This window comes from Pseudomonadaceae bacterium SI-3, assembly GCA_004010935.1.
Taxonomy (GTDB): Bacteria; Pseudomonadota; Gammaproteobacteria; order Pseudomonadales; family Pseudomonadaceae; genus Stutzerimonas.
Genome location: CP026511.1, coordinates 3282379 through 3307973 on the forward strand (window position 1 = coordinate 3282379; position 25595 = coordinate 3307973).

13 protein-coding genes are annotated in these 25595 nt (G+C 62.4%); 11 read left to right on the top strand and 2 right to left on the bottom strand.

The window, feature by feature from the left end; genetic code table 11:
- Window positions 1-82: 82 nt before the first annotated feature.
- The 7 genes from C1896_15375 (at window position 83) to C1896_15405 (ending at window position 15473) form a co-directional block, all read left to right on the top strand.
- The gene (locus C1896_15375) at window positions 83-784 is read left to right on the top strand and encodes a DNA-binding response regulator (GenBank protein AZZ46158.1); all 702 of its coding nucleotides are present in this window, start codon (window positions 83-85) and stop codon (window positions 782-784) included.
- A complete protein-coding gene (locus C1896_15380) occupies window positions 784-2115 on the top strand; it encodes a two-component sensor histidine kinase (protein ID AZZ46159.1) in 1332 nt (443 codons plus the stop codon). Before C1896_15375 ends, C1896_15380 begins: the two co-directional genes overlap by 1 nt.
- A gap of 138 nt (window positions 2116-2253) precedes the next feature.
- Window positions 2254-4227, top strand: coding sequence for a ligand-gated channel protein (locus C1896_15385; protein ID AZZ46160.1), 1974 nt, complete (start codon window positions 2254-2256; stop codon window positions 4225-4227).
- 189 nt (window positions 4228-4416) lie between these two features.
- The gene (locus C1896_15390; GenBank protein AZZ46161.1) at window positions 4417-4719 is read left to right on the top strand and encodes an iron transporter; all 303 of its coding nucleotides are present in this window, start codon (window positions 4417-4419) and stop codon (window positions 4717-4719) included.
- The gene (locus tag C1896_15395) at window positions 4716-6281 is read left to right on the top strand and encodes a PepSY domain-containing protein (GenBank protein AZZ46162.1); all 1566 of its coding nucleotides are present in this window, start codon (window positions 4716-4718) and stop codon (window positions 6279-6281) included. The genes C1896_15390 and C1896_15395 overlap by 4 nt, the downstream gene beginning before the upstream one ends.
- The gene (locus C1896_15400) at window positions 6278-6613 is read left to right on the top strand and encodes a DUF3325 domain-containing protein (GenBank protein ID AZZ46163.1); all 336 of its coding nucleotides are present in this window, start codon (window positions 6278-6280) and stop codon (window positions 6611-6613) included. Before C1896_15395 ends, C1896_15400 begins: the two co-directional genes overlap by 4 nt.
- 316 nt (window positions 6614-6929) lie before the next feature.
- Window positions 6930-15473 (top strand): glycosyl transferase, encoded by an 8544-nt coding sequence (locus C1896_15405; GenBank protein ID AZZ46164.1) that lies wholly within the window; start codon window positions 6930-6932, stop codon window positions 15471-15473.
- 366 nt (window positions 15474-15839) lie between these two features.
- Here C1896_15405 and C1896_15410 read toward each other — a convergent pair whose 3' ends face one another.
- Entirely contained in the window at window positions 15840-17954 is a 2115-nt protein-coding gene (locus C1896_15410; protein AZZ46165.1) for a TonB-dependent siderophore receptor, read from the bottom strand.
- A gap of 335 nt (window positions 17955-18289) precedes the next feature.
- On the opposite strand from C1896_15410, the gene C1896_15415 reads away from it, so the two are divergent.
- The 4 genes from C1896_15415 (at window position 18290) to C1896_15430 (ending at window position 23258) form a co-directional block, all read left to right on the top strand.
- Window positions 18290-20290 carry a collagenase-like protease gene (locus C1896_15415; protein ID AZZ46166.1) on the top strand — a complete coding sequence of 667 codons (2001 nt, stop codon included), beginning with the start codon at window positions 18290-18292 and terminating at the stop codon, window positions 20288-20290.
- A 163-nt stretch (window positions 20291-20453) separates the two neighbouring features.
- Complete coding sequence (locus C1896_15420; protein ID AZZ46167.1) at window positions 20454-21230, top strand: ArtI protein; 777 nt, start codon at window positions 20454-20456, stop codon at window positions 21228-21230.
- Window positions 21231-21447: 217 nt separating this feature from the next.
- Window positions 21448-21858, top strand: a complete 411-nt coding sequence (locus C1896_15425; protein ID AZZ46168.1) for a septal ring lytic transglycosylase RlpA family protein — start codon at window positions 21448-21450, stop codon at window positions 21856-21858.
- A gap of 86 nt (window positions 21859-21944) precedes the next feature.
- Window positions 21945-23258, top strand: coding sequence for a chemotaxis protein (locus C1896_15430; protein AZZ46169.1), 1314 nt, complete (start codon window positions 21945-21947; stop codon window positions 23256-23258).
- 158 nt (window positions 23259-23416) lie between these two features.
- Here C1896_15430 and C1896_15435 read toward each other — a convergent pair whose 3' ends face one another.
- Window positions 23417-24607, bottom strand: a complete 1191-nt coding sequence (locus tag C1896_15435; protein AZZ46170.1) for a sugar transporter — start codon at window positions 24605-24607, stop codon at window positions 23417-23419.
- Window positions 24608-25595: the final 988 nt, after the last annotated feature.

A 25595-nucleotide genomic window follows, 5' to 3' on the forward strand; every position in this document is an offset into this window, starting at 1 on the left:
CCAACCCCTTGAACCAGGGACATGCTTGCCGTTCCGCCCCTGCCGCAATCTATAATCGTTCTTATTTGCACCGGAACTCTGCATGACCTCCTGCGCAGCTCGCCAGATACTGGCGATCGAAGACGACCCGATCCTCGGCCCTCACCTGAAAACCTCTCTGGAACATCGTGGCTTTCACGTCACCCTCGCCGATGACGGCCCGACCGGCCTCGCATTGGCCAGCGAAGCGACGTATGACCTGATCCTGCTGGATGTGATGCTGCCTGAACTCAGCGGCATGGAGTTGCTGACCCGGTTGCGCGAGCAACGCCGCACACCTGTGCTGATGATGTCAGCGTTGGGCAACGAGGCGCACCGCATACAGGGCTTCGACAGCGGCGCCGACGACTACCTGCCCAAGCCATTCAGTATCGAGGAGTTGCAGGTGCGCATCGCTGCCATCCTGCGGCGGGTGGCCTATGAGCGCAGCGTACCTGCAACGCCGAATCAGGATGCGGTGCGCTTCGATGACCAACGCAGCGACCTGCTGTACGAAGGCCGATGGATCGGCCTGACGGCCACCGAATATCGACTGATGAAGGTCCTGCACGACGCCGCTGGCGAAGTGTTGAGCAAGCCGTTTCTCTACCAGCAGGCGCTGCGCCGCGGCTATTCACAGCATGATCGCAGCCTGGACATGCATATCAGCAATATCCGCCGCAAGCTGGCGCGCGAACAGGTGGCAACCCTGCGCCTGGAGTCCGTGTGGGGCAAAGGCTACGTGCTGGAACTGCAGGCGAGCTGATGCCCAATCGTCATTCGTTGTTCTGGCGCCTCGTGGTGCTGGTTGCCGGGTTCTGTCTGTCGATGATCTGGGCCAGCGGCTACGTGAGCCGTTATATCGACAGGACTAGCTCCTTTCTGTCTGAACAGGCGCGCGACACCCTCAGCGGCTATGCGAGTGAAGCTCAAGCCGCTCTGCAAGCGGGTCCAGAAGCGATGGCGCAATGGCTGGCGGCGATGAAGGAGCGTGAGCCGACTTGGCTGGTGGTGGTGGACGAACAGCTGCAACCTCTCGGCGGCCAGTCCTTGAGCGACGAGGAACGGCAGAGGCTCACGTTTGTGCGGCATTACGACTGGCCTATGAGCAGGCGCTATGACGGCCTGCCCCTGGTGTCCGTACCGCTAGAGAGCACCGGTGCCCAGTTGATCATCCAGCTGCCGGAACGCTTCCGCCCCTGGCGTAACCATGCGTTGCTGACTGCGGGCGGTGTGTATCTGCCGCTGGTGCTGCTGTCACTGCTGTTCTGCTGGCTGCTTTATCGGATGCTGGTTTCACCGCTGGACCGCCTGCGCCGACAGGCCAACGCATTACGCGGCAACCGCCTCGACTCGTTGCTTCCGCCCTCCATTGCGCGGCGCAACGATGAGCTGGGGGAACTGGGCCGTTCACTGGAGTACCTCACGCAGCGCCTGCGCGATTCGGTCGCCCAGCAGCAACAGCTGTTACGCGATCTGTCCCACGAGCTGCGCACACCACTAAGCCGGCTGCGTGTCGCCTGCGAGAGCGAGCTGAGCGCCGGAGACATGCGCAACCGCACCGAGCGTGAAATCAACAGCATGCAGCAACTGGTCGATAACACCCTGGAGTTCGCCTGGCTGGACAGCGAGCAGCCCCGCTTCGAGTGCGAGCCTGTGGATGTGGCGGCGCTTTGGGACCTGCTATGCGAGAACGCTTGTTTCGAGGCCGGCTGGCCGCGTGAACGCATCCAGGCGCAGATACCGGAAGGCTGCCAGGTGCTCGGCAACCTCAACGCATTGGCGCAAGCCATGGAAAATATCCTGCGCAATGCCATTCGCTATTCCCCCGCGCATGGCGTGGTTTGCCTTACGGCCGCTCGAGACGGGGACAGCTGGCGTCTGCGCATTCAAGACCAGGGCCCAGGCGTGCCAGAGGCGAAACTGGCCGTCATCTTCAGGCCCTTCGCGCGACTCAGCGCAGCCCGCCCGGGAGGTGACGGCTTCGGGCTGGGCCTTGCCATCGCCCGCAGTATGGTGGTGATGCAAGGCGGTGCGATCTGGGCCGAGAACAGCCAACCCGGCCTGCGCCTGACCATTCGGTTGAAAACTGTATAGATTGTAAATGCGCTTTACTCTCAAATGAGAATACTTAGCATTGCGGTCGGCTTGCGGCTCGCACCGCGGCTCACATGCATGCGCCATGTCGTTCATGGCCGCAGATGACGTAAGTTTTCTCAGGGAGATGGCAGTTACATGGTGACTTTCAATCGGCATCGGCTGGCTTGCGCGATCGCATTAGCAACCTGGACGAGCTTGCCAGCCAACGCTGCAGAACCAGTCGAATTATCGAACGTCGTCGTGACCGCTTCAGGTTTCGAGCAACAGATCAAGCAGGCCCCCGCCTCCATCTCCGTCGTCACGCGGGAAGAACTGGAAAACAAATCCTATCGCGACGTCACCGATGCCCTGCGGGACATCCCGGGTGTCGTTGTCACCGGCGGCGCCAGCTCCAGCGATATCAGCATTCGCGGCATGGCGTCCAAGTACACCCTGATTCTTATCGACGGCAAACGCATGGAGTCACGCGCGACGCGCCCCAACAGCGATGGCCCTGGCATCGAGCAAGGCTGGACGCCGCCCCTGGAAGCCATCGAGCGCATCGAGGTGGTGCGTGGGCCGATGTCCTCCCTGTATGGCTCCGACGCCATGGGCGGCGTGATCAACATCATAACGCGCAAGGTAGCCGACACCTGGCGCGGCGGCGTGCGGACCGAAAAGACCTTCCAGGACCGCTCCGATTCCGGTGATTACCACACCCTCAACGGCTATCTCTCCGGGCCCCTGGTCGACGGCCTGCTAGGACTCCAGGTCTATGGACAGACGTCTCGCCGAGACGAAGATGACATCCCTCGCGGGTTCAACGAGCAGAAAACCGACAGCGCAACGGCCAAATTGTCGTTCACGCCGAACGAGGCCAACGACATCGTTCTGGAAGTGGGCAAGACCGAGCAGGAACGCAACGCCAGCGTAGGCCGGTCCGGTACGGGTAACAGCGATTCGCTGTCGGATTACGACCGTACTCATTACTCGATCAGCCATACCGGGCGCTGGGATTCGGGCCAGTCGGAAAGCTACGTGCAGCAGGAGCGCATCGAGAACCCGGGTCGCGAGATGGACCTGGAGAACAGCGTCTTCAACACGCAGACCTCGCTCTTCCTGGGTGACCACATCGCCACGCTCGGCGGCCAGTACAAATACGAGGATCTCTCGGACAAGGGCAACCAGCTAGCCGGCGCCGAAGACGTGACCCAACTGACACGCTGGTCTTGGGCGCTCTTTGCCGAGGACGAATGGAGCCTGACCGACAGCTTCGCACTCACCACCGGCCTGCGTATGGATCGCGATGAAAACTACGGGACTCATTGGTCGCCGCGCGTCTATGGCGTATGGCAAGCGGCCGAGCAATGGACAGTAAAAGGCGGCGTATCCAGTGGCTATCGCTCGCCGGACATCCGCGCCGCGGTGGATAACTGGGGGCAGATCACCGGGGGTGGTCGGGGCGACCCGGCCGTGATTGTGGGCAACTCGGCGCTCAAGCCAGAGGAAAGCCTGAGCCAGGAAATCGGCGTGCTGTGGGACAGCCTGAACGGTTTGTCGGCCGGCGTGACACTGTTCAACACCGACTTCGAAGACAAGATCACCGAGCTTCGCCGTTGCTCGGACACCACCGGCAATGCGTCGGGCCAATGTGTGGTCAATGGCGAGGCGTACCGCTTCATCAGTGACCGGGTGAATGTCGACGAGGCTCGCATGCGCGGTGTCGAAGCTACCTTTGACTGGGACATCACCGAGTCCCTCTCACTGGGCGCCAACTACACCTACACCGAATCGGAACAGCGCAGCGGCGACTTCCGGGGCGAACCGCTCAACCAGATGCCCAAGCACATGTTCAACACCCTGCTGGACTGGCAGGCCAGCGACCGCCTCGGCACCTGGGCGCGACTCAATTACCGCAGCGAAACCTCCGAGTACCTGTCGCGTACCAGCATGGCGGAGAGCACCCCTTCTTACACGCTGGTTGACCTGGGCGGTACCTATGACGTGAACCGCAACGTCAAGCTGCTTGCTGGCGTCTACAACGTTTTCAACGAGCAGATTGAATACGACAGCTACGAAACCGTGCTCGACGGGCGTCGATACACGGTCGGGATGAACGTTTCGTTCTGAGGCGTGATGGATGAAAGAGCCGCCCTGCCCGCGCAAGGCGGCTCGCTTCGCTCCAGTCTTGCACTAACCATCGCCAATTTGGGCCGAGCGTATGGGTGATACCCGTCTCGGTTCATCACAGCATCTGTGCCAGGCCGACTCTTGTGACGGTTGGGCATTTTTTCGTACGACCTTGCTCGGAATTCCGTCGTGACCCGTTCTGCCATTCAATCGCGAAGCGCCTGGCCTGCCATCGCGGCCCGCATCGCACTGGCCCTTCTCGGCGGTTACGCCTTCACCTACGCCTTTACTGCCGCGCTAGCGCGACTATTGCCGCTCGACCCGGTGGACGCCGTCACCGCTGCTTCGCTGCTGTCGTTCGTGGTGTATCTGGTGTTCATCCTCTGGGCGTTCGCGGCAGCCTCGCTGCGGCGGGTGCTGGTGGCCGTAGGGGTCGCGATCCCCTTGGCCATCGTAGGCTTCTGGCCGCAGCTGCTGGAGGTGCTGGGATGAAAGGTAGCCTGACGCAATCGATGTCCTGGCTGCATACCTGGTGCGGGCTTCTACTCGGCTGGATGCTCTTCGCCATCTTTCTCACCGGCACCCTGGCGGTGTTCGACAAGGAGATCAACTGGTGGATGCAACCTGAGCTGAGCGATCAGGCGCTGTCACCTGCCGCTGCGGCCAATGTGGCGCAGCGCTGGCTGGCAGAGCGTCACCCCGACGAAACGAACTGGAATATCAGCCTGCCCACCGCGCGTGCGCCCGATCTGGCCGTCTCGGTCGGTGAACGTCGCCGGGGTGGCGGCGGTGTGACCCACCTCGACCCGTTGAGCGGGAAGACTGTCGAGCCGCGGGAAACCATCGGCGGCAACTTCTTCTTCCATTTCCATTACACCTTGCACCTGCCGCGCACGCTGGGCGTATGGGTGGTGGGGTTCGCGGCCATGGCAATGCTGGTGGCGCTGATCAGCGGCATCATCATCCACAAGAAGATCTTCAAGGAGTTCTTCACCTTCCGTCCCGCCAAAGGCCAGCGATCCTGGCTCGACGCGCATAACGCCAGCGCCGTGCTGCTGTTGCCGTTTCACCTGATGATCACCTACACGGGGCTGGCGATCTTCTTTCTGCTCTATATGCCAGCGGCGGTGAACGCCCTGTACGACGGTGATCGCCAAGCCTATTTCCGCGAGGGGCAATCGGGCCGAGCAGCCGAGCAGGCGCCGCGAGGCGAAGGCCGTGGCAGCAAGGCCGTCTCGGCACCGGCGGCGCCGCTGCTACCGCTTAGCGAGATAATCAGCAGGGCTGAGGCCCACTATGGTCAAGGCATGATCGGCAGCCTGACGGTGAGCAATCCCGGCCGAGCCAATGCCCAGGTCACGGCGCGCCCCGTGCTGGGCAACCGCATCGAACTGAGCAAGGGCGAAGGCATGGTCTTCGACGGCCTCAGCGGCAAACTGATCCAGGCGCCGGAGCCGTCACGCACCAGCCAACTGACCCAACGGGTGATGGCGGGCCTGCACTTCGCGCAGTTCGGCGGCTATCCGATGCGCTGGCTGTATTTCATCTGCGGCCTGGTCAGCTGCGCCATGATCGGCACAGGCGTCATCCTGTACGCGGTCAAACAGCGCAAGCAGGCCAAGGCCAACCCGCAATTCCTGCGCGTGGTAGAGAGCCTCAACGTAGCGGTAGTCGCCGGGCTTTTGCTGGCCTGTATCACGCTGTTGTGGGCCAACCGGCTGCTACCGGCAGAACTGGCCGCACGTCAGAACTGGGAGCTGCGGCTGTTCTTCGGCGTCTGGGCGCTCAGTTGGCTGCACGGCTGGCTCCGCAAGCCGTTGTCAGCTTGGCGCGAACAGCTCATGGCCGCTGCACTCCTGGCTGTCACGCTGCCAGTGCTGGACCTTTGGACCACCCAGGGGGCGCTGGACACCATGCGGCTGTCCCTTTTAGCAAGCGTGGCTTCGATGGGCCTGCTGCTGGGCTGGACGGTGTGGAAAATCCCCACAGTGGTTGCCGCGCGGAAGGCGCGCTCGGCTCGCCTTGAGCGTTCCGTTGCCGGAGCCTCCTCATGAACGGTTCCGCGCTGTTCGCAAGCCTCCTGCTCGCCTACGCCGGCATGCTGGGTTTCTGCCTGGGTAAAGAGCGTCACTGGAAGCAGTTGGTCAATCCGCGAGTGCCAACCGGGCTTCGTCGGCTATGCGCGCCATTGGGCGGGCTCCTGCTCGGGCTCGCGATATATGCGTCCTGCCAGGTTTGGCCCGGCGGCATGGGGGTGGTTGGCTGGTTCGGCCTTATCTCACTGGCAGGCTTTGCCTTGCTGTTATTACTTCCCTACGCGCCGCGCCTGGCCGTGAGCCTGCCGCTGTTGGGAGGACTGGTTTGGGCAGCCGCTGCCCTCACCTGACCACCAGGCAAAATCGCCTCTCAACCAAGCACCGACAATAAAACCGACGTTGCTGTATCGTGAGTCCATTGCTGCGACAGCATTCTTCCTGCAAGCGGGGCGGCCTTTACGCCCTTCCGCTTACATGGCTCGCCGAATCTTGACGCCTCTGCCATCCCGCCATGCGGTGTGGCGTATTCACGAGGCCGTACGGCGATTTGGCAGAAACCGGCAATCGGTTTCCCGTTGTTCCGAAAGCTTGCCGCCGTGGTTCCTCTCGACAGGATCCGGCGCCTCTACGCCTGCTCCCCTATATCCGCTAGTCGGACAGGCGCACATGACCTCAGTTTTCCGTCACATTCTCGGACGCCACAAGCGCTCGCCCCTCTGGAACGACCGTGCGCCCGTGCGCGACGAGCTGTTCGGTATCGAACGGCTGGAACACCACGCCCGTAGCCTGGCCGCGGCCCAGCCCGTCACCGACAGCCCACCCGCCGTCATGCCACTGCACGCGCGGCTGAACGACAACGCGGCGGTATTGCTGGCAGCTTACCGCGCCAGCGCCGCGGAGCTGGAAAGTGGGCGCAGCGTGGTACCCGCCGCAGAATGGCTGCTGGACAACTATCACCTGGTCGAAGCGCAGATCCGCGAGATTCGTGACGACTTACCACCGGGCTTCTACCGCCAGTTACCGAAGCTGGCCGAAGGCCCCTTCACCGGTTATCCCCGTGTATTCGGCATCGCCTGGGCGTTCGTCGCCCATACCGACAGCCATTTCGATCCCGAGACGCTGCGCCGCTTCATCAGCGCCTACCAGCAAGTCCAGCCGCTGAGCATCGGTGAGTTGTGGGCGGTGGCGATCACCCTGCGCATCGTGCTGATCGAAAACCTGCGGCGCCTGAGCGACCAGATCACCGATGGCCGCGCCACTCGTGCTGCGGCCGATGACATGGCCAACCGGTTGCTGTCGGCCGTCTCTGCGAAAAAAGCGCTGGAGGACGAAATTGCCTCGCGTGGTAGCGCGCCGATGTCCGAAGTGTTCGCCGCGGAACTGGCCAAACGGCTACGCGACCAGGACCCGAACACCACACCTGCTCTGGGCTGGCTGGAAGAGCTACTGGGTCAGCAAGACAGCTCCATCGATCAGGTGGTGCAGCATTCGCAGCAACGCCAGGGCGCGTCCAACGTCAGTGTGCGCAACGTGATGACCAGCATGCGGCTGATCTCGGATATCGACTGGACCGAACTGTTCGAGAGCGTCAGCCTGGTCGACGAGCGACTGCGCGCCGGCAGCGCTTTCGCCATCATGGATTTCCCCACACGCAACCTGTACCGCAGCGCTATCGAACAACTGGCGCGCGGCTCCAGCGCGACCGAGCTGGACGTCGCCAGCGCCGCACTCAGCGCCGCAGCGGCTGCCCCCACGCACGATCTCGCGCAGGACGAGCGCGTGGGCGATCCGGGCTATCACCTGATCGGCGAGGGCCGCCTGGCCCTAGAACGCAGCATCGGCTTCAGCCCGCCGCTGGGATTGCGCCTGAGCCGATTCCATATACAGCTCGGGATCGTCGGCTATGTCGGCTCGATTCTGCTGGTGGCCGCGCTGCTGCTGTCGGTCGGCCTGCAAGCGCTGACCAGCGTCGGCGTTGGTGCCGGATGGCTCGCACTGCTGGCCGTGGTCGCATTCCTGCCGATCACCGATGTGGCCACCACGCTGGTCAACCGCGTGGTGACCTGGCGTTTCGGTGCCATGACCCTGCCCGGGCTGGACCTGACCACCGGCGTGCCACAGTCTCTACGCACCCTGGTCGCCGTACCCACGTTGCTGACCAACGAAGCGGACCTGCTGGAGCAGATCGAACGCATCGAAGTGCATCACCTGGCGGGCGCTGGTGGTGACCTCACCTTTGCGCTGCTGACCGATGGGCTGGATGCCGAGTCGGAAACCATGCCTGGCGATGCGCATCTGCTCGCCGTCGCCGTTGGCGCCATTGCCGCCCTGAACGAACGCTATGGCCCGGCACCTGGCGGCAGCCGCTTTCTGATCTTGCACCGCCGACGCCAGTTCAATCCCAGCGAGGGACGCTGGATGGGCTGGGAGCGCAAGCGCGGCAAGCTGCATGAGTTGAACCAGCTGCTGCGCGGCGCCACCGACACCAGCTATATGCCGTTGGCCGGTTGCACGCAGCAGGTGCCCACCGATGTGCGTTATGTGATCACGTTGGACGCCGACACCCGGCTGCCGCGCGATGCCGCCATGCGCCTGATCGGCAAGATGGCGCACCCGCTCAATCGCCCGCGCTTCAGCGTGTCCGAACAACGGGTGGTCAATGGGTACGCGATCCTTCAACCACGGGTCACGCCATCGCTGCCGGTGGGGCGCGAAGGTTCGTTCTATCAGCGCGTTTTCTCCAGCCCTGGTGGTATGGACCCCTACGCCGCGGCTGTCTCCGATGTCTATCAGGACCTGTTCGGTGAAGGCTCGTACACCGGCAAGGGCATCTATGACATTGATGCGTTCGAGGCGGCACTCGCCGGTCGGGTACCGGAAAACACCATGCTCAGCCACGACCTGTTCGAGGGCGTCTTTGCTCGTGCAGGGCTGGCAACGGATGTGGAGGTGGTCGAGGAGTTTCCGTCACGCTATGACGTCTCCGGTAAGCGCCAGCACCGCTGGACCCGTGGCGACTGGCAGCTATTGCCATGGATATTCGGCGCCCGCAGCGGCACTCAGGCGCTGCCGGATATTGGCCGCTTCAAGATGCTCGACAACCTGCGCCGTTCATTGGTCGCACCGCTCACCCTGCTCGCATTGACGCTGTGCTGGCTGCTGCCTCTCCCGGCCGCGCTGGTTGGCACCTTGCTCATACTCGCGACGATGGCCATTCCCGCCGTACTGCCGATCTGCTTTGCACTGCTGCCCGCCCGCAGCGGCATTTGCATGCAAAGCCACCTGCGAAGGCTGCGCGACGACCTGCGCCTGGCTGCCTCGCAAACAGGGTTGAACCTGGTCTTTTTGCCGGACCAGGCCTGGCGCATGGTCGATGCCATCGTGCGGACGCTGTCTCGCCTATCGTCCCGACGCAATCTGCTGGAATGGACCACTGCCGCACAATCGGCCATCAGCCCGCGCCTGAAGCTCAGCGGTTTCTATCGCGGCATGGCCGGCGGCACGGCCTTGGGCGTTGGCGCTGCGCTCTTCGCGCTGCTGATCGCTCCCGGCTCCTGGCCCGTGGTGCTGCCCTTCGCCCTGCTCTGGCTGGGCGCACCTGCGATCGCCCTGTGGGCCAGCCGCTCACCGCGCATCGCGCCCCGGCAGACGCTTGCCGAACCGGACGCCGAAGAGCTGCGCCTGATCGCCCGACGCACCTGGCGCTTCTTTGAAACCTTCGTCACGCCGGCCGACAACATGCTGCCGCCGGACAATTTCCAGGAAGACCCCAAGCCGGTCGTCGCCCGCCGGACCTCGCCCACCAACATGGGCCTTTACCTGCTCTCGGCCATCACCGCGCGTGATTTCGGCTGGGCCGGCACCCTGCAAACCCTCGACCGTCTGGAAGCAACGCTGGACAGCATGAGCCGTCTGCAGCGCCACCGCGGCCACTTCTTCAACTGGTACGCCACCGAAGACATGCGGGCGCTAGAGCCGCCTTATGTGTCGGCCGTGGATAGCGGCAACCTTGCCGGCCACCTGATCGCCCTCGCCAATGCCTGCGAGGAGTGGCTCGAGGCACCCACCGCACCGAATGCACGCGCGGGCCTGCAGGACACCCTGGTACTGATTCGCCAGGCTATGACCGCGCTGCCGGCCGCCAGTGGCGAGCGTGGCCGTCCACTTTCCGAGCTGCTCGACGAGATCAGCGCGCAGCTCGACGAGGAGCAGGCGCTCGATACGCTGTCCGCGACGCTCCAGCAACGGGCCGAAAAGGCCGCTCGCCTGGGCCTGGAACTCTGCCCGCCGGGTGAAGGCGACGAGTCGTCCGACCTGCGATTCTGGATCGATGCATTGGGCCAGACCCTGGCCGAGCACGCTCGCGACCGCCAGCTGCAAGGCGAAACGCTGAGCGATGCGCAGAACCGCCTGCGCGAACTTTCGCGCAGCACCCGGCAGATGGCGCTGGAGATGGACTTCGCCTTTCTGCTCGACCCCGAACGCAAGCTGTTGTCGATCGGCTATGGACTGGCCGAAAACAGCCTCGACCCCAGTTGCTACGACTTGCTGGCATCGGAAGCGCGTCTGGCCAGCCTGTTCGCCATCGCCAAAGGCGACGTGACCACCCGTCACTGGTTCCGCCTGGGCCGCACCGCGACACCGCTGGGCAACGGCTCAGCGCTGATTTCCTGGTCGGGCTCGATGTTCGAATACCTGATGCCCTCGCTGGTCATGCGCGCGCCGGCAGGCAGTCTGCTGGAGCAGACCAACAGCCTCGTGGTGCAGCGCCAGCAGGATTACGGCAACGACCGGAATGTCCCGTGGGGCGTATCGGAGTCGGCGTATCACGCCCGCGACATGGAATTCACCTATCAGTATTCCAACTTCGGCGTGCCGGGCTTGGGCCTCAAGCGCGGGCTGGCGGAGAACCTCGTCATCGCGCCCTACGCCACCGGCCTTGCCACCATGGTCGACGCTCCGGGCGCACAAGCGAACTTCCGCCGCATGGCAGCGATGGGCGCGGTCGGCCGCTACGGTTTCTACGAGGCACTGGACTTCACCCCGGCGCGACTGCCGGACGGCCAGTCCTTCGTCATCGTGCGCAACTACATGGCTCACCATCAGGGCATGACCATCGTCGCCATCGCCAACACCCTGCTGGACGGACAGATGCGCGCCCGCTTCCATCGCGAGCCGATGATCCAGGCCTGTGAACTGCTCCTGCAGGAGCGCATGCCGCGTGACGTGGCCATCGCCCATCCGCGCGCCGAAGAAGTGAAGATCCGTGCTGTCGAGGGCAGCGGCGATCCGCAAGCCCTGCGCCGGCTCAACACGGCCGCCGCCGGAGCCGCCCCTGTCACCCACCTGCTCAGCAACGGCCGTTACGCCGTTATGCTCACCGCCGCCGGCGCAGGTTACAGCCGCTGGCGCGATATCGCGGTCACCCGCTGGCGTGAAGATGCCAGCCGTGATGACTACGGCTCGTTCATCTTCCTCCGTGATACGGCAGACGGCCGCGTCTGGCCGGCAGGCGGGCAGCCCATTGGCAGCGATGCGCTGAGCCATGAGGTGATATTCGGCGAGGATCGTGCCGAGTTCATTCGTCACGACAAGGACCTGTCCACCATCCTCGATGTGCTGGTGTCCGGTGAGGATGACGGCGAAGTACGCCGCGTCTCGCTCGCCAACAGCGGCCCTGACGCTCGTGAGATCGAGCTGACCTCCTACAGCGAAGTGGTGCTTACGACGCCATCCACCGACAACGCGCACCCGGCCTTTGCCAAACTCTTCGTAGTCACCGAATACCTGCCAGAGTTCGGCGCGCTGCTGGCCACCCGACGCCTGCGCAGCGAGGGCGAGCGCCCGATCTGGGCCGCACATTTTGCCGTGGCCGAAGGTGAAGTCGTGGCCGATCCGCAGTATGAAACCGACCGGGCCCGCTTCATCGGCCAGCGGCCAAGCGTTGCGGCTGCCGCGGTGGTTGCCGAAGGGCTGCCACTGTCGAATACGGTGGGCACCGTGCTCGACCCGATCTTCGCGCTCAAATACCGGGTCAAGGTCGCACCGGGCAAGGTCGCCCGTGTGGCGTTCTGGACGTTGGTGGCCAACTCGCGCGACGAGCTGCTCAACCTGATCGAGAAACACCATGACCGCAGCGCCTACGACCGCGCCAAAACCCTGGCCTGGACACAAGCACAGGTTCAGCTGCGTCACCTGGACATCAAGCCGGCTGAAGCAGCCGACTTCCAGCGCCTGGCCGCGCCCATCCTCTATGCCGATCCGCAGTTTCGTGCGCCCTCGGCGGCAATCATCGAAGGCGCCGGTGCCCAGTCCGGTCTCTGGCCGCACGCGATCTCCGGTGACCTGCCCATCGTCCTGCTGCGCATCGACGACATTCAGGACATCGCCCAGGTTCGCCAGCTGCTGCGTGCCCATGAGTACTGGCGCATGAAGCGCCTGGCGGTGGATCTGGTGATTCTCAACGAGCACGCCAGCTCCTACCTGCAGGACCTGCAGATCGCGATCGAAACCGCCGTTCGCAGCAGTCAGTCGCGCCCGCGCTTCGGCGCCGAGCTCGCCCAGGGTTCGGTGTACATGCTGCGCTCCGACCTGCTGAACACCGAGGCGCGTGCGTTGCTGCGCAGCGTGGCTCGCGTCTCGCTGATCGCCCGCCGCGGGCCGATCGCCAATCAGCTGACCAACCAACTGGTTGCGTCTCAGGCGCCGGTCATGCCGCCGCGCCTTGCCGACCGCCGATCGACTGGAATGGCGACGTCCGCTGCCGCACGTTCTTCGGCCGCCGAGATTTCCCACCTTGAATGCTTTAACGGGCTGGGCGGTTTCGACAAGGATGGCCGCGAGTACGTGACGCTGCTGGAAGCGGACGCCAACACACCCGCGCCCTGGATCAACGTGATCGCCAATCCGCAGTTCGGCTTTCAGGTTTCGGCGCAGGGCAGCGGCTACACCTGGGCTGAAAACAGCCGGGAAAACCAACTGACGCCCTGGTCCAACGACCCGGTTACCGACCCCTGTGGCGAAGCCTTTTACATTCACGACGAGGACAGCGGCGCGCTATTCAGCCCGACCGCACAGCCGATTCGTGATGGCGGACTGTATGTCGCACGGCATGGACATGGCTACAGCCGCTTCGAGCACCAGGCCGACGGCATCGCCATGGACCTGCTGGAGTACGTGCCGCTGGCCGATCCCATCAAGATCTCCCGCCTGACCCTGCGCAACCTGTCGGCCGTGCCGCGCCGGTTGTCGGTCACCCGCTACAGCGAGTGGGTGCTCGGTACGGCGCGCGGCGCCAACGCGCCCTTCATCATCACCGGGCACGATGACAGCAACGGCATGCTTCTCGCCCGCAACCCCTGGAGCAGTGCGTTCCCTGGGCGCGTAGCCTTTGCCGACCTTGGCGGTAGGCAAACCGGCTGGACGGCCAATCGCCGCGAATTTCTCGGTCGCAACAGCGGGCCCGCTACGCCAGCGGCGCTTCTTGCGGGTGCGCCGCTGTCAGGTATCACAGGCGCCGGCATGGACCCTTGCTCGGCCTTGCAGACAAGCGTCGAACTGGCTGCCGGCGAAAGCATTGAAATCGTCGCCTTTATCGGTCAATGCCCATCGGCAGAGGCTGCGCGGGCACTGGTCGAGCGTTATCGCCAAGCGGATCTGGATGCCGTGTTGCTGGAAGTCACCGAGCACTGGCGCACCGCACTGGGTGCCATCCAGGTGAAAACGCCTGACCGCACGATGGACATCATGCTCAACGGCTGGCTGCTGTATCAGACCCTCGCCTGCCGCATCTGGGCGCGCTCGGCGTTCTATCAGGCCAGCGGCGCCTACGGCTTCCGCGACCAGTTGCAGGACGGCATGGCGCTGACCTTCTCCCGGCCCGAGGCCACCCGCAGCCACATTCTGCGCGCGGCCAGCCGCCAGTTCGCCGAGGGCGACGTACAACACTGGTGGCTGCCGCACTCCGGTCAGGGCGTGCGTACGCGCATTTCCGATGACCGTGTCTGGCTATCGTTCGCCACGGCGACCTATATCCAGGTCGCGGGCGATCTGGCGATTCTCGACGAGCCAGTCACCTTCCTCGAAGGGCCGCTGCTCAAGCCTGGCGAGCACGATGCCTTCTTCCAACCGATGATGGCTGGCGATGCCGCACCGCTGTTCGAGCATTGCGCGCGTGGTCTGGATCAATGCCTGGAACTGCACGGCGAACTCGGCCTGCCGCTGATTGGCGGCGGCGACTGGAACGACGGCATGAACCGCGTCGGCGAACACGGCAAGGGCGAGAGCGTCTGGCTTGGCTGGTTGCTGCTGCGCACTATCGAACTGTTCGCGCCGCTAGCGGACGGGCGCGGCACGGTGGCGGACGCGCAACGCGCAACGCGCTGGCGTGAACACGCCGTGGCGCTCACCGACTCGCTGGAAGAAAAGGCGTGGGATGGCGAGTGGTATCGCCGTGCGACCTTTGATGACGGCACCTGGCTCGGTTCCAAAGACAGTGACGAGTGCCGCATCGACTCCATCGCCCAGTCCTGGGCCGTGCTGTCCGGCGCGGCAGACCCCGCCCGTGCGAAGCAGGCCATGGCTTCGGTGCGCAAGCACCTGATCCGTGAGGACGACGGGCTGGCGCTGCTGTTCACGCCACCGTTCGACAAGACCGACAAGGAGCCGGGTTACATCAAGGGCTATCCAGCGGGCCTGCGCGAAAACGGCGGGCAATATAGCCATGCCGCGATGTGGGCCATGCTCGCCTTCGCCAAACTCGGTGGCGGCGATGCCGCGTGCCGCATGTTCAAGCTACTCAACCCAATCAACCACGCGCTGACACCTGAAGAAAGCCGACGCTACAAGGTCGAACCCTACGTGGTAGCGGCAGACGTCTATGGCGTCGCCCCGCACAACGGCCGCGGCGGCTGGACCTGGTACACCGGCGCGGCCGGCTGGATGCACCGCGCCGGCATCGAGGGCATCCTCGGCATTCGTCGTGAAGGCGAATGGTTGATCGTCGACCCCTGCATCAGCAGTCAGTGGCCCGGATTCGAAGCCACCATCACCCTGGGTGAAACCCGCTATGCCATTCGCGTGGAAAACCCTGCTCAGGGCAATCACGGCATCAAGCATGCGCAGTTGGATGAAGAGGCACTCGAGTGTGCAGACGGGTATGTACGGCTCGCGCTGGATGGGGGGCGGCATCAGGTGGTGTTAACGCTGTAGAACGCAAGAATGTACCGGACTCGATGCTTCCCCTGATCCTCACCCGATAAATGTAGGGATCATCGGACGGGGGCCGGCCGAGCCGCAAGGTATTGGCGCCGAGCACGGAGTAACGCTTGGAGGGACGTGTCAGAGGAGCGTAACGGCCGGATAGTTTCGCTTCATCGGTAACGTGCAGCTCGCTCGTCTGCAAGCTGGCTTTACCGAGAAGTGGGCGCTAAGCCCTGGAAGGGATCGGCTCGCAATCAAACGATGCGACAAGCTATCTGATACTTCCCAACTCTGCTGCTCACCGGGGCGGCAAGCAGCAAGGTCTACGTCAGTCCTGCCTGGCCGACGTTGGAGCCGCCAGACAGGACTTGTCGTTTACCAGTTATAGCTGACCTTGGCCGTGATCTCGCGGCCAGGGTTGTAGTAGTCCGCAGTGCCCGAGCCGACCACGTGCTGCTCATCGAGCAGGTTGCTGACGTTGATGGCCAGATCGGTGTCTTTGAGGATCTGGTAGTTGAAAGCGGCATCAAATAGGGTGGTGGCATCGCTTTTAGCGCTGTTGGCGGGGTTGAAGTAATACGCGCCCGTGTAGCGGGCACCCAAGCCGACGCTCATTCTCGTACCTGGCAAGTTGTAGTAGCTCCAAAGTGATGCCGAGTGCTTGGGCGCCGCTTCGAACTCATTACCCTCGAGCGAAGCGCCACTACGCAACGTTCCGCGGAGCACCTCCGATTCCATGTAGGAGTAGCCACCAATCAGGCTCAAGTTTTCAGTCAGTTCAGCCTTGGCTTCCAGATCCAGACCGCGCACACGCGACTCACCAATGGTTTCCCGTTCGATAGTGCCATTAGGCTGTACGACCGCGACGGTGATGTCTTCCTGAGTCAGATCGTAAATGGCTGCAGAGAACAGCGCATTCATGCTCCTGGGCGAGTACTTCACACCGATCTCGTACTGCTTGCCGCGCTCTGGGGTGACGCCGATGGTTGGCGGTGCGACGGATTCCACCATGCTGACGTAGGTGGAAACTTCGTCGTTCACGATGTAGGTCAATGCCCCACGAACAGAGTTCTCCGAGAAGGTATCCGAGGCTCTAACGTTGGTGATGTCGGTGCTGGAAAGATCCAGTGAGTCGTTGCGGATACCACCCGTAACGATAAAGCGCTCGAAGAATGACAGGTTCTGCTGCACGAAAAGCGACTTGGTGGTGTAGTCCTGTTTGTTACGGCTGTAGGGGACCAGACCGACCGGGGCACCGCCGTAAACGGGATTAGCGATGTCGATGGGAGAAACGCCTTGATAGACAGAACTATCCTCGGACGAGGCATCGCGATACTCCACCCCTACCATGGTGCTGCTATCAATGTTTTCAAATCGGGCATCGTACTGAAGCATCAAGTTCCCGTTTAGCTGGTCGGCTTCAGTGTCCGTACCAAAAGCATCACGATTGAGTAAGGTTCCAGTCCCCGTGCCGTTCAGGTACACGTAGCCAAAATCATCAGTCAGCTCGCTGTAACGCAGATTGCTGCGCAGGACGAAACCATTGTCGAAATCATGAGTGAAGTTGCCGCTTAGGCTGGTGCGTTCGACATCATGAAAGTTGTAATCAGGCTCGCCATAGAATTTGCTGCGGTCGTACTCCTTATCTTTCGGATAACCGCCGCTGTTGGGCGTGCTGGTTGTCTTGAGGTAGTCGAGAATCACAGTTGCCGAGGTGAACGCCGTCGGTGCCCAAGTCAGGCCGCCCATCAAGAACTTGTTGTCGTCCTCTGAGTGATCGTACTCACGATCACTGTTCTGGATCTTGCCCGTGAAGCGGTAGGCCAGCGTCTGATCTTCGTTCAACGAGTCCCCGACATCGATGCCGGTTTCAACATGATCATAGGAACCGTAGGTCACGTAGCCCTGGCCGAACTTGTCGAACCGCGGCTGCTTAGTGACGAAGTTCACCGAGCCACCCGGATCAGCAGGCCCGAACAGCGTGGAGTTGGCGCCACGAAGAATCTCGATGCGCTCATAGGCGAAGGGCTCTTCGCGGACGCCGCGCATGGAGCCGAGGGTCAGCCCATCACGGTAAGTCGTGGCCTGAAAGCCGCGGATCTTGAAGTAATCGTTGCGGTCATCCGTACCGTAAAAGTCGGTGATGACGCCCGGGGTGTATTGCAGCACTTCTTCTGTGGTGCTGGCACTGCGCTGCTCGATTTCCTTTTGGGTGACTACCGAAACCGAAGCAGGCGTGTTGAGAATGCTGGTAGGAACCTTACCGCCAACCCACAGCTCCTGAGCAACGACCGTACTGGAGTCGTCACCCGCAGATGCATTGGCATTAACGATGATGGGCGCCAGGCGAAACGGCTCTTCAGTATCCGTACGGGCCGACTCTTGCGCGCTAACGCTCAAGGGAGCGGCTACCGCACAGCACAGAAACGCGGTGGTGGTACGTCGCCAAGGTGTCTGCGCCTTGTAAAGCCCGGCCTTACTACCAGTCATGCTTGAGGTCCTCTGTATTTAGTGGGTGGCAGCCGCGTCTTCTGATTTTTGTTACATCAGGTCACATTGAGTCGCGGGCAACGGATAATAATCAATCGCGAATGAGATAAGTAATCATTTATTTAACTAAACGAAAAACTTTCTCGTCCAGATCACTAAAACTGGTGGGTTCACTTGGTTAGGTAGCCGTCTCTCGCCGTAGCGCGAATCGCCGAGTCAGAGGCGTTCATCATCGCAATCGATAGCCGGGACTCGATCACTCGCCCGGCGGCCAGTCCCAAATGGCCCGTAAGTCTTTACAATGCGCGGCTTCCATCTGCACCCGGTCCGCGCTCATGTCCTTGCCCCAACATCATCTCGAACTGCTCTCCCCTGCCCGGGACACGACCATTGCTCGCGAAGCCATCCTGCATGGCGCCGATGCGGTGTACATCGGCGGGCCGAGTTTCGGGGCGCGGCACAACGCCGAGAACAGCGTGGCGGACATTGCCGAGCTGGTGAGATTTGCGCACCTGTTCCACGCACGGGTATTCGTCACGATCAACACCATCCTCCATGACGACGAGTTGGAAGCGGCGCGGGCGCTGATCTGGCAGCTGTACGAGATCGGTGTCGATGCGCTAATCGTGCAGGACATGGGCGTGATGGAAATGGACATCCCGCCGATCGAACTGCACGCCAGCACCCAGACCGACATCCGCACCCTGGAACGCGCCACTTTTCTCGACAAGGCCGGGTTCTCACAGCTGGTGCTGGCCCGCGAGCTGAATCTGCAGGAAATCCGAGCGATCAGCGATGCCACCGATGCGACGATCGAGTTCTTCATTCACGGCGCCCTGTGCGTGGCGTTTTCCGGGCAGTGCAACATTTCTCATGCGCAAAACGGCCGCAGCGCCAACCGTGGCGATTGCTCCCAGGCCTGCCGCCTGCCCTACACGCTCAAGGATGACCAGGGCCGCGTCGTTGCCTTCGACAAGCATCTGCTGTCGATGAAGGACAACAACCAGAGCGCCAACCTGCGCGCGCTGGTCGATGCCGGCGTGCGTTCGTTCAAGATCGAGGGGCGCTACAAGGATGTGAGCTACGTGAAGAACATCACCGCTTACTACCGCCAGCGACTCGACGAGATTCTCGAAGACCGCCCTGATCTAGCCCGCGCCTCCAGCGGCCGCACCGATCATTTCTTCGTGCCGGACCCGGACAAGACCTTCCATCGTGGCAGCACCGATTACTTCGTGACCGACCGCAAGATCGACATTGGCGCCTTCGACTCGCCGACCTTCACCGGTCTCGCCGTGGGTGAAGTGCTCAAGGTCAGCAAGCATGACCTGACCGTGCAGACCCGTGAGCCGCTGTCCAACGGCGACGGCCTCAATGTGCTGATCAAGCGTGAGGTGGTGGGCTTCCGCGCCAGCGTGGTCGAGCCGTTGAAGCAATTCGAGGAAGACGGTCAGTCGCTCTGGCAATACCGCGTGGAGCCTAACGAGATGCCCGACGCGATCCGCCAGCTACGTCCGAACCATCCGCTCAACCGCAACCTGGACCACAACTGGCAGAACGCGCTGCTGAAAACTTCTGCCGAGCGTCGCATCGGTGTGCGCTGGTTGGCCAAGCTGCGTGCCGACGAGCTGGAGTTGCATGTCACCAGCGAAGAAGGCGCCTATGCCAGCGTCTCGCTGGCCGGCCCATTCGGCGAAGCGAAGAAGCCGGAACAAGTGCCTGGCCAGATCGCCGACCTGCTGAGCCAGCTGGGCACCACGATCTACCACGCCGAAGAAGTGGACGTGGATGCGCCGCAGGCCTTCTTCATCCCCAACTCGCAACTCAAGGCCCTGCGCCGCGAAGCCATCGAGGCACTGACCGAAGCCCGCGAAGCGATTCGGCCGTTAGGCAGCCGCAAGGCGGTCAGCGTACCGCCGCCGGTCTACCCGGAAGCGCACCTGTCGTTCCTCTATAACGTCTACAACGAGAAAGCCCGCGCCTTCTATCACCGTTACGGCGTGCAACTGATCGATGCGGCCTACGAGGCCCATGAAGAAACCGGCGAAGTGCCGGTGATGATCACCAAGCACTGCCTGCGTTTCTCCTTCAACCTCTGCCCGAAACAGGCCAAGGGCGTGACGGGCGTGCGCACCAAGGTTGCGCCGATGCAGCTGATTCACGGCGATGAAGTCCTGACGCTGAAGTTCGACTGCAAGCCCTGCGAGATGCACGTGATCGGCAAGATCAAGGGCAACATCCTCAACCTGCCACAGCCGGGCAGCGCCAGCAGCGTGGTCGGCCACATCACCCCGGCTGATCTGATGAAAACGATCCGTAGCAAGCCGCACGCCTGAGGTAGATCATCCGCGGTAGCCGACGTCGAGCCGTGGCAACTCTCCACTCAGTTAAACCTTGTGAGGCCGGTCTCCAGTCCGGTACGTTCGACATGCCCACTCCAACTGACGGGCCAGAACAATAACCGCGGCCACCTAGGCATGCCCTTGCAAGGAAACACCCATGAGATCTCTAATTGCGGCTGGCATCTTGCTGGCCAGCGGCGCGGCCTTCGCCGCGCCCTCCTCTTCAGTGCTCGATGAAGCCCAACAGCGCGGTACGCTGAAGGTCTGCACGACTGGCGACTACAAGCCCTACACCTTTCTGCGCGACGACAAGCGCTACGAGGGCATCGACATCGCCCTCGCCGAGTCACTGGCGAAGTCCTTGGGCGTCAAGATCGAGTGGGTACCGACCACATGGAAGACGTTGATGCCAGACTTCCTCGCTCAATGCGACATGGCCGTGGGCGGCGTCTCCATTTCACTCGAGCGGCAAAAGAAGGCCTTCTTCAGCAATCCGATCACCGTGGACGGCAAGATCCCCTTCGTCCGCTGTGATGAGGTCAAGAAGTACCAGACCATCGAGCAGCTCAACCAGCCCTCGGTGCGCCTGATCGAGCCACCAGGCGGCACCAACGAAGCCTTCGTGCGTCGCGAACTGCCCAAGGCGCAGCTGGAGCTATTCCACGACAACACCGTGATCTTCAAATCCGTCGCCGACAACAAGGCCGACGTGATGATCACAGACTCGTCGGAGGCGCAGTATCAACAGCGCAACTACCCGACTCTGTGTGCGGTTAACCCCGACAAACCCCTGCAGTACAGCGAAAAGGCCTTCCTGCTGCCGCGCGGTGATGTGGCATTCAAGGCCTACGTCGATCAGTGGCTGCACCTGACCAAGGCCACTGGAGAATACCAACGCATCGCTGACGCCTGGTTGGCCAAACCGAGCGAGTAAGCGCGCCGGGGCGGACCCGAGCGATCGGGTCCGCTATGCGGTACACCGCTCGGCTTGCACGATCCCCGGTGCGCGAGCGCTGATCGCTGATCGCTGATCGCTGAAGCACGATTGACCTCGAAAACTTACTGGCACCGATACACTCTTAAATGGCGCCGCGCCTTGCCGTTCCGTACGGCGCTGCCCGAATCCCTCATGACGAAGACAAGGATCGACGATGCTCATAAGGCCAGCCGTTTGGTTGTTCACCCTGCTTACGGTCGTAGCACTTGCAGGCTGTACCACTCCGCGACCGAAGCCCCCCTCATCGCAGGAGGCGCCCACCGAGACGGGCGCACTGATCGGTTCAGGCAAGGCCTCGTATTACGGCAACCAGCACCACAACAAACTGACCGCCAGCGGCGAGCGCTTCGACCAAAACGCGCTGACAGCGGCTCATCGCACGCTGCCGTTCGGCACTCGGGTACGGGTCACCAACACCCGTAACGGCCAAAGCGTCGTGGTGCATATTAACGACCGCGGGCCGTTCGTCCGAGGGCGGATTATCGATCTGTCGAAAGCGGCGTTTGAGCGCATCGCCAGCACTCGCGCCGGTGTGATCCGGGTGCGCTTGGAGCGGGTCGACTGACGCACGCGCACCGAACGACGTTGGTCATCAAGTATGGAAGTGGCGTGCCGATAGAGAGGTACGTCCACTCAGCTTCCGGTGCTTTCATGTTCAACAGCCACCTCAAAAAACAAGTCGAAGACCAGGCTTTAGAACTGTCGCTGCTCCGGCAGCTTCGCGATCAAATGAACGCAACGATGCTGTCGATCACCCTCGACACCGAGTTTCGAATGGCGGCCGTCAACCAGAAATTCGCGCAGACGCTCGGCTACAAGGTCGAGCAACTGCAAGGCCGCGCCATGGCGGATATCGTCCCGGCCTATGTAAAAAGCCTGCCCTGCTTTCATAATTTCCGAGCGGCTGTGTCCAAGCTCGAACCCGTCAGCGACGACTATCGTTTTCTACGCACCGACGGCAGCCTTGCCTGGCTGCACATCGATTGGTATCCGATCCTGAACGCCCAAGGCAAGTTGCTGCACATGAGCGGATACGCCCGTGAAGTGACGAAAGAGCTGCAACTGGCAAAGGAGAACGAAGCGTTCATCAACGCGCTGCTGCGTTCTACCGCGGTCATTCAGTTCAATCTGGACGGCACCATAGTCTCGGCCAACGAACAGTTCCTGCAAGGCATGGGCTATTCGCTCAAGCAGATCGTGGGCAAGCACCACAGCATGTTCTGCACCCCGGAAGAAGCGTCATCCCAGCAGTACAAGACCTTCTGGCAAACGCTAAATCGCGGCGAATTCGTTGCGAACCGCTTCAAGCGCATCGACAGCATGGGCCGGGACGTCTGGCTCGAAGCGACTTACAACCCCGTCTATGACACCGAAGGCAAGCTGTGCAAAGTGGTCAAGTTCGCCAGTGTGGTCAGCGATCAGGTCGCACGTGAGGAAGAGGTCCGGGAGGCAGCGAGCATCGCCTATGACGTGTCGCGCAAGACCGACACCAGTGCCGAGCGCGGCGCCGTGGTGGTCAAGGATACGGTTGCGACCATGAAACGCATCGCCGAGGAGGTCGAATCGGCCACCCAGGGTATCGAGGCGCTGGGCCAGCAATCGCACCTGATCAGCTCCATCGTCCAGACCATTGGCGGCATCGCTGCACAAACCAACCTGCTTGCACTCAACGCCGCCATCGAAGCCGCACGCGCCGGTGAACAGGGTCGCGGGTTTGCCGTAGTCGCCGACGAAGTTCGCCAACTGGCCGGCCGCACCAGCGCTGCTACTGAAGAGATCGTCAGCGTGGTGCAGAAGAACCAGACGCTGGTCGACGAAGCCGTACGGGAAATGGCCAACAGCCGCGAGCAGGCAGCGCAAGGGCTGTCGCTGGCGAATCAGGCCGGCGAGGTCATCGTCGAGATTCAGGACGGTGCCAAACAGGTCGTCAGCGCAGTGGGTCGCTTCGCCAACGAACTGCATTGACCGGATGGCTGGCTACGATACGCCAGCCCCCATCATTGACGGTTGATACTGGAATCGACGTCGCCCAGCGGTTGGCGTCAACGAAGCATCCAGCTCCTCGGCCAAGCCTAACCGCACCAACGAAGGATTACTGACCCGCTGACCTCTGCCCCTGCGCGTCAGAGCGCTGCGCTGCCCACCGGCCTGGCGAAGCGATAGGTCGCAAAGCAGCACAGCACGACGCCGCTCAGGGCCAAAAGACCGCCAACGATGCCAACATCGCTGAGGCCAAGATGAGCGGTGACCAAGCTGCCCAGCAGTGCGCCGCCGCCAATGCCCACGTTATAGATGCCTGAGAACAAGGCCATGGCGACATCCGTCGCATCGGAGGCGAGATTCAGCACCTTCGCCTGCAACGCCAAGCCAAAGCACATGCCGGCGATCCCCCACACCACTACCAGAGCAGCCAGCAGCGAGCTGTCGCGTGATGCGGGCAACAGCAGCAACAGGCACATAGCCATGATCGAAATCGCCGCGATCAGGAAGCCTTTCGGATAACGGTTGCTGTAACGGCTGAAGAGCACCGTCCCGAGAATGCCGGCCCCACCGAACAGCAGCAGCAGCGCCGTAGTCATGTTGCCACTCAGATGCGCGATGGTTTGCGCGAAGGGTTCGATATAGGTGTAGGCGGTGAACTGCGCGGTAATCACCAGCGCGGTCAGCACATAGGCTGCCACCAGCGCTGGCCGTTTGAACAGCATCGGCAAACTGCGCAGAGAACCGGAATTCTGGCTTGGAAGCAGCGGCAAGGTGCGCGCCAGGCAGAGCACGACCAATGCAGCGACTATTGCGATCGACAGGAAGGTGGTACGCCAGTCCAGCAGCTCGCCGACAACCCGCCCCAGCGGAATGCCCAGCACCATGGCCAGCGCGCTACCGGTCGCGAGTAAGCCGAGCGCCTGCGCCTGCTTGCCGGCAGGGGCGACGCGCACCGCCAGCGAGGCGGTGATCGACCAGAACACGGCGTGTGAAAGCGCGATGCCGATGCGGCTGATCATCAGCATGCTGAAGCTCGACGCTACGCTGGAAACCAGATGGCTGCCGATGAACACCACGAACACGAAGATGAGCAGGGTTCGCCGCTCGACATTGCGGGTCAGCAGCATCATCGGCAGCGACATCAGCGCGACCACCCAAGCGTAGATGGTCAACATCAGCCCGACCTGAGACGGCGGCATATCGAACGACCGACCGATGTCGCTAAGCAAGGCGACCGGGACGAATTCCGTCGTGTTGAAAATAAAAGCGGCCAGGGCCAGCGCGATAACGCTGAGCCAACTCCCGCCGTGGGAGCTTTGCGATTCGTTCATGTGCGACGTCTGAAAACTGCTGTTCACTCGGCAACCGCAACGCGCCAGGACGGCACAGTGCAGTGTGACGAAGAAGGTGTAAGGGATGGCCGTTCCATCACTTGCCACAACGCAGATCGCCCGCGGCGCAGGTAATGCACGCAGGATGGCAGCGTAAGCGTTGGAGGTGCGAAGAGGGACAGCTGGAGCGGCGCGGATTCTACGCCTGCAGTCGGTCGATGTCAGGCCGGAAAAGTATCTGGCGACCGGTGGCAGACCTGCAGCGCACCTGCAGCGAACTGTCCGCACCGGTACGACATGGACAAGCCGCGGATCAGGCTGTTGTAGGAGCCAGGTTGCTGGCGATCCGCGCCTGCGCGGTGCCGAAAAGATCGCCAGCAAGCTGGCTCCTACAGGGGACAACGCCAGCGAAGGTAGTCGTGGCGCTGCGTGCGGATTTCTGCAGTCGGTCGATGTCAGGCCGGAAAAGTATCTGGCGACCGGTGGCAGACCTGCAGCGCACCTGCAGCGAACTGTCCGCACCGGTACGACATGGACAAGTCGCGGATCTCGCTGTTGTAGGAGCCAGCTTGCTGGCGATCCACGCCTCTGTGGTGCCGAAAAGATCGCCAGCAAGCTGGCTCCTACAGGGAACAACGCCAGCGAAGGTAGTCGTGGCGCTGCGTGCGGATTCTGCAGTCGGTCGATGTCAGGCCGGAAAAGTATCTGGCGACCGGTGGAAGCCCCTGCAGCGCACCTGTAGCGAATTGCGCGAACCCGTACGATATGGACAAGTCGCGGATCACGCTGTTGTAGGAGCCAGCTTGCTGGCGATCCACGCCTCTGTGGTGCCGAAAAGATCGCCAGCAAGCTGGCTCCTACTGGGGACAACGCCAGCGAAGGTAGTCGTTGCGCTGCGTGCGGATTCTGCAGTCGGTCGCTGTTAGGCCGAGCAGGCATCTCGCGACTGGTGGCAGACCTGCCCCGTACCTGTAGCGAACTGCGCGAA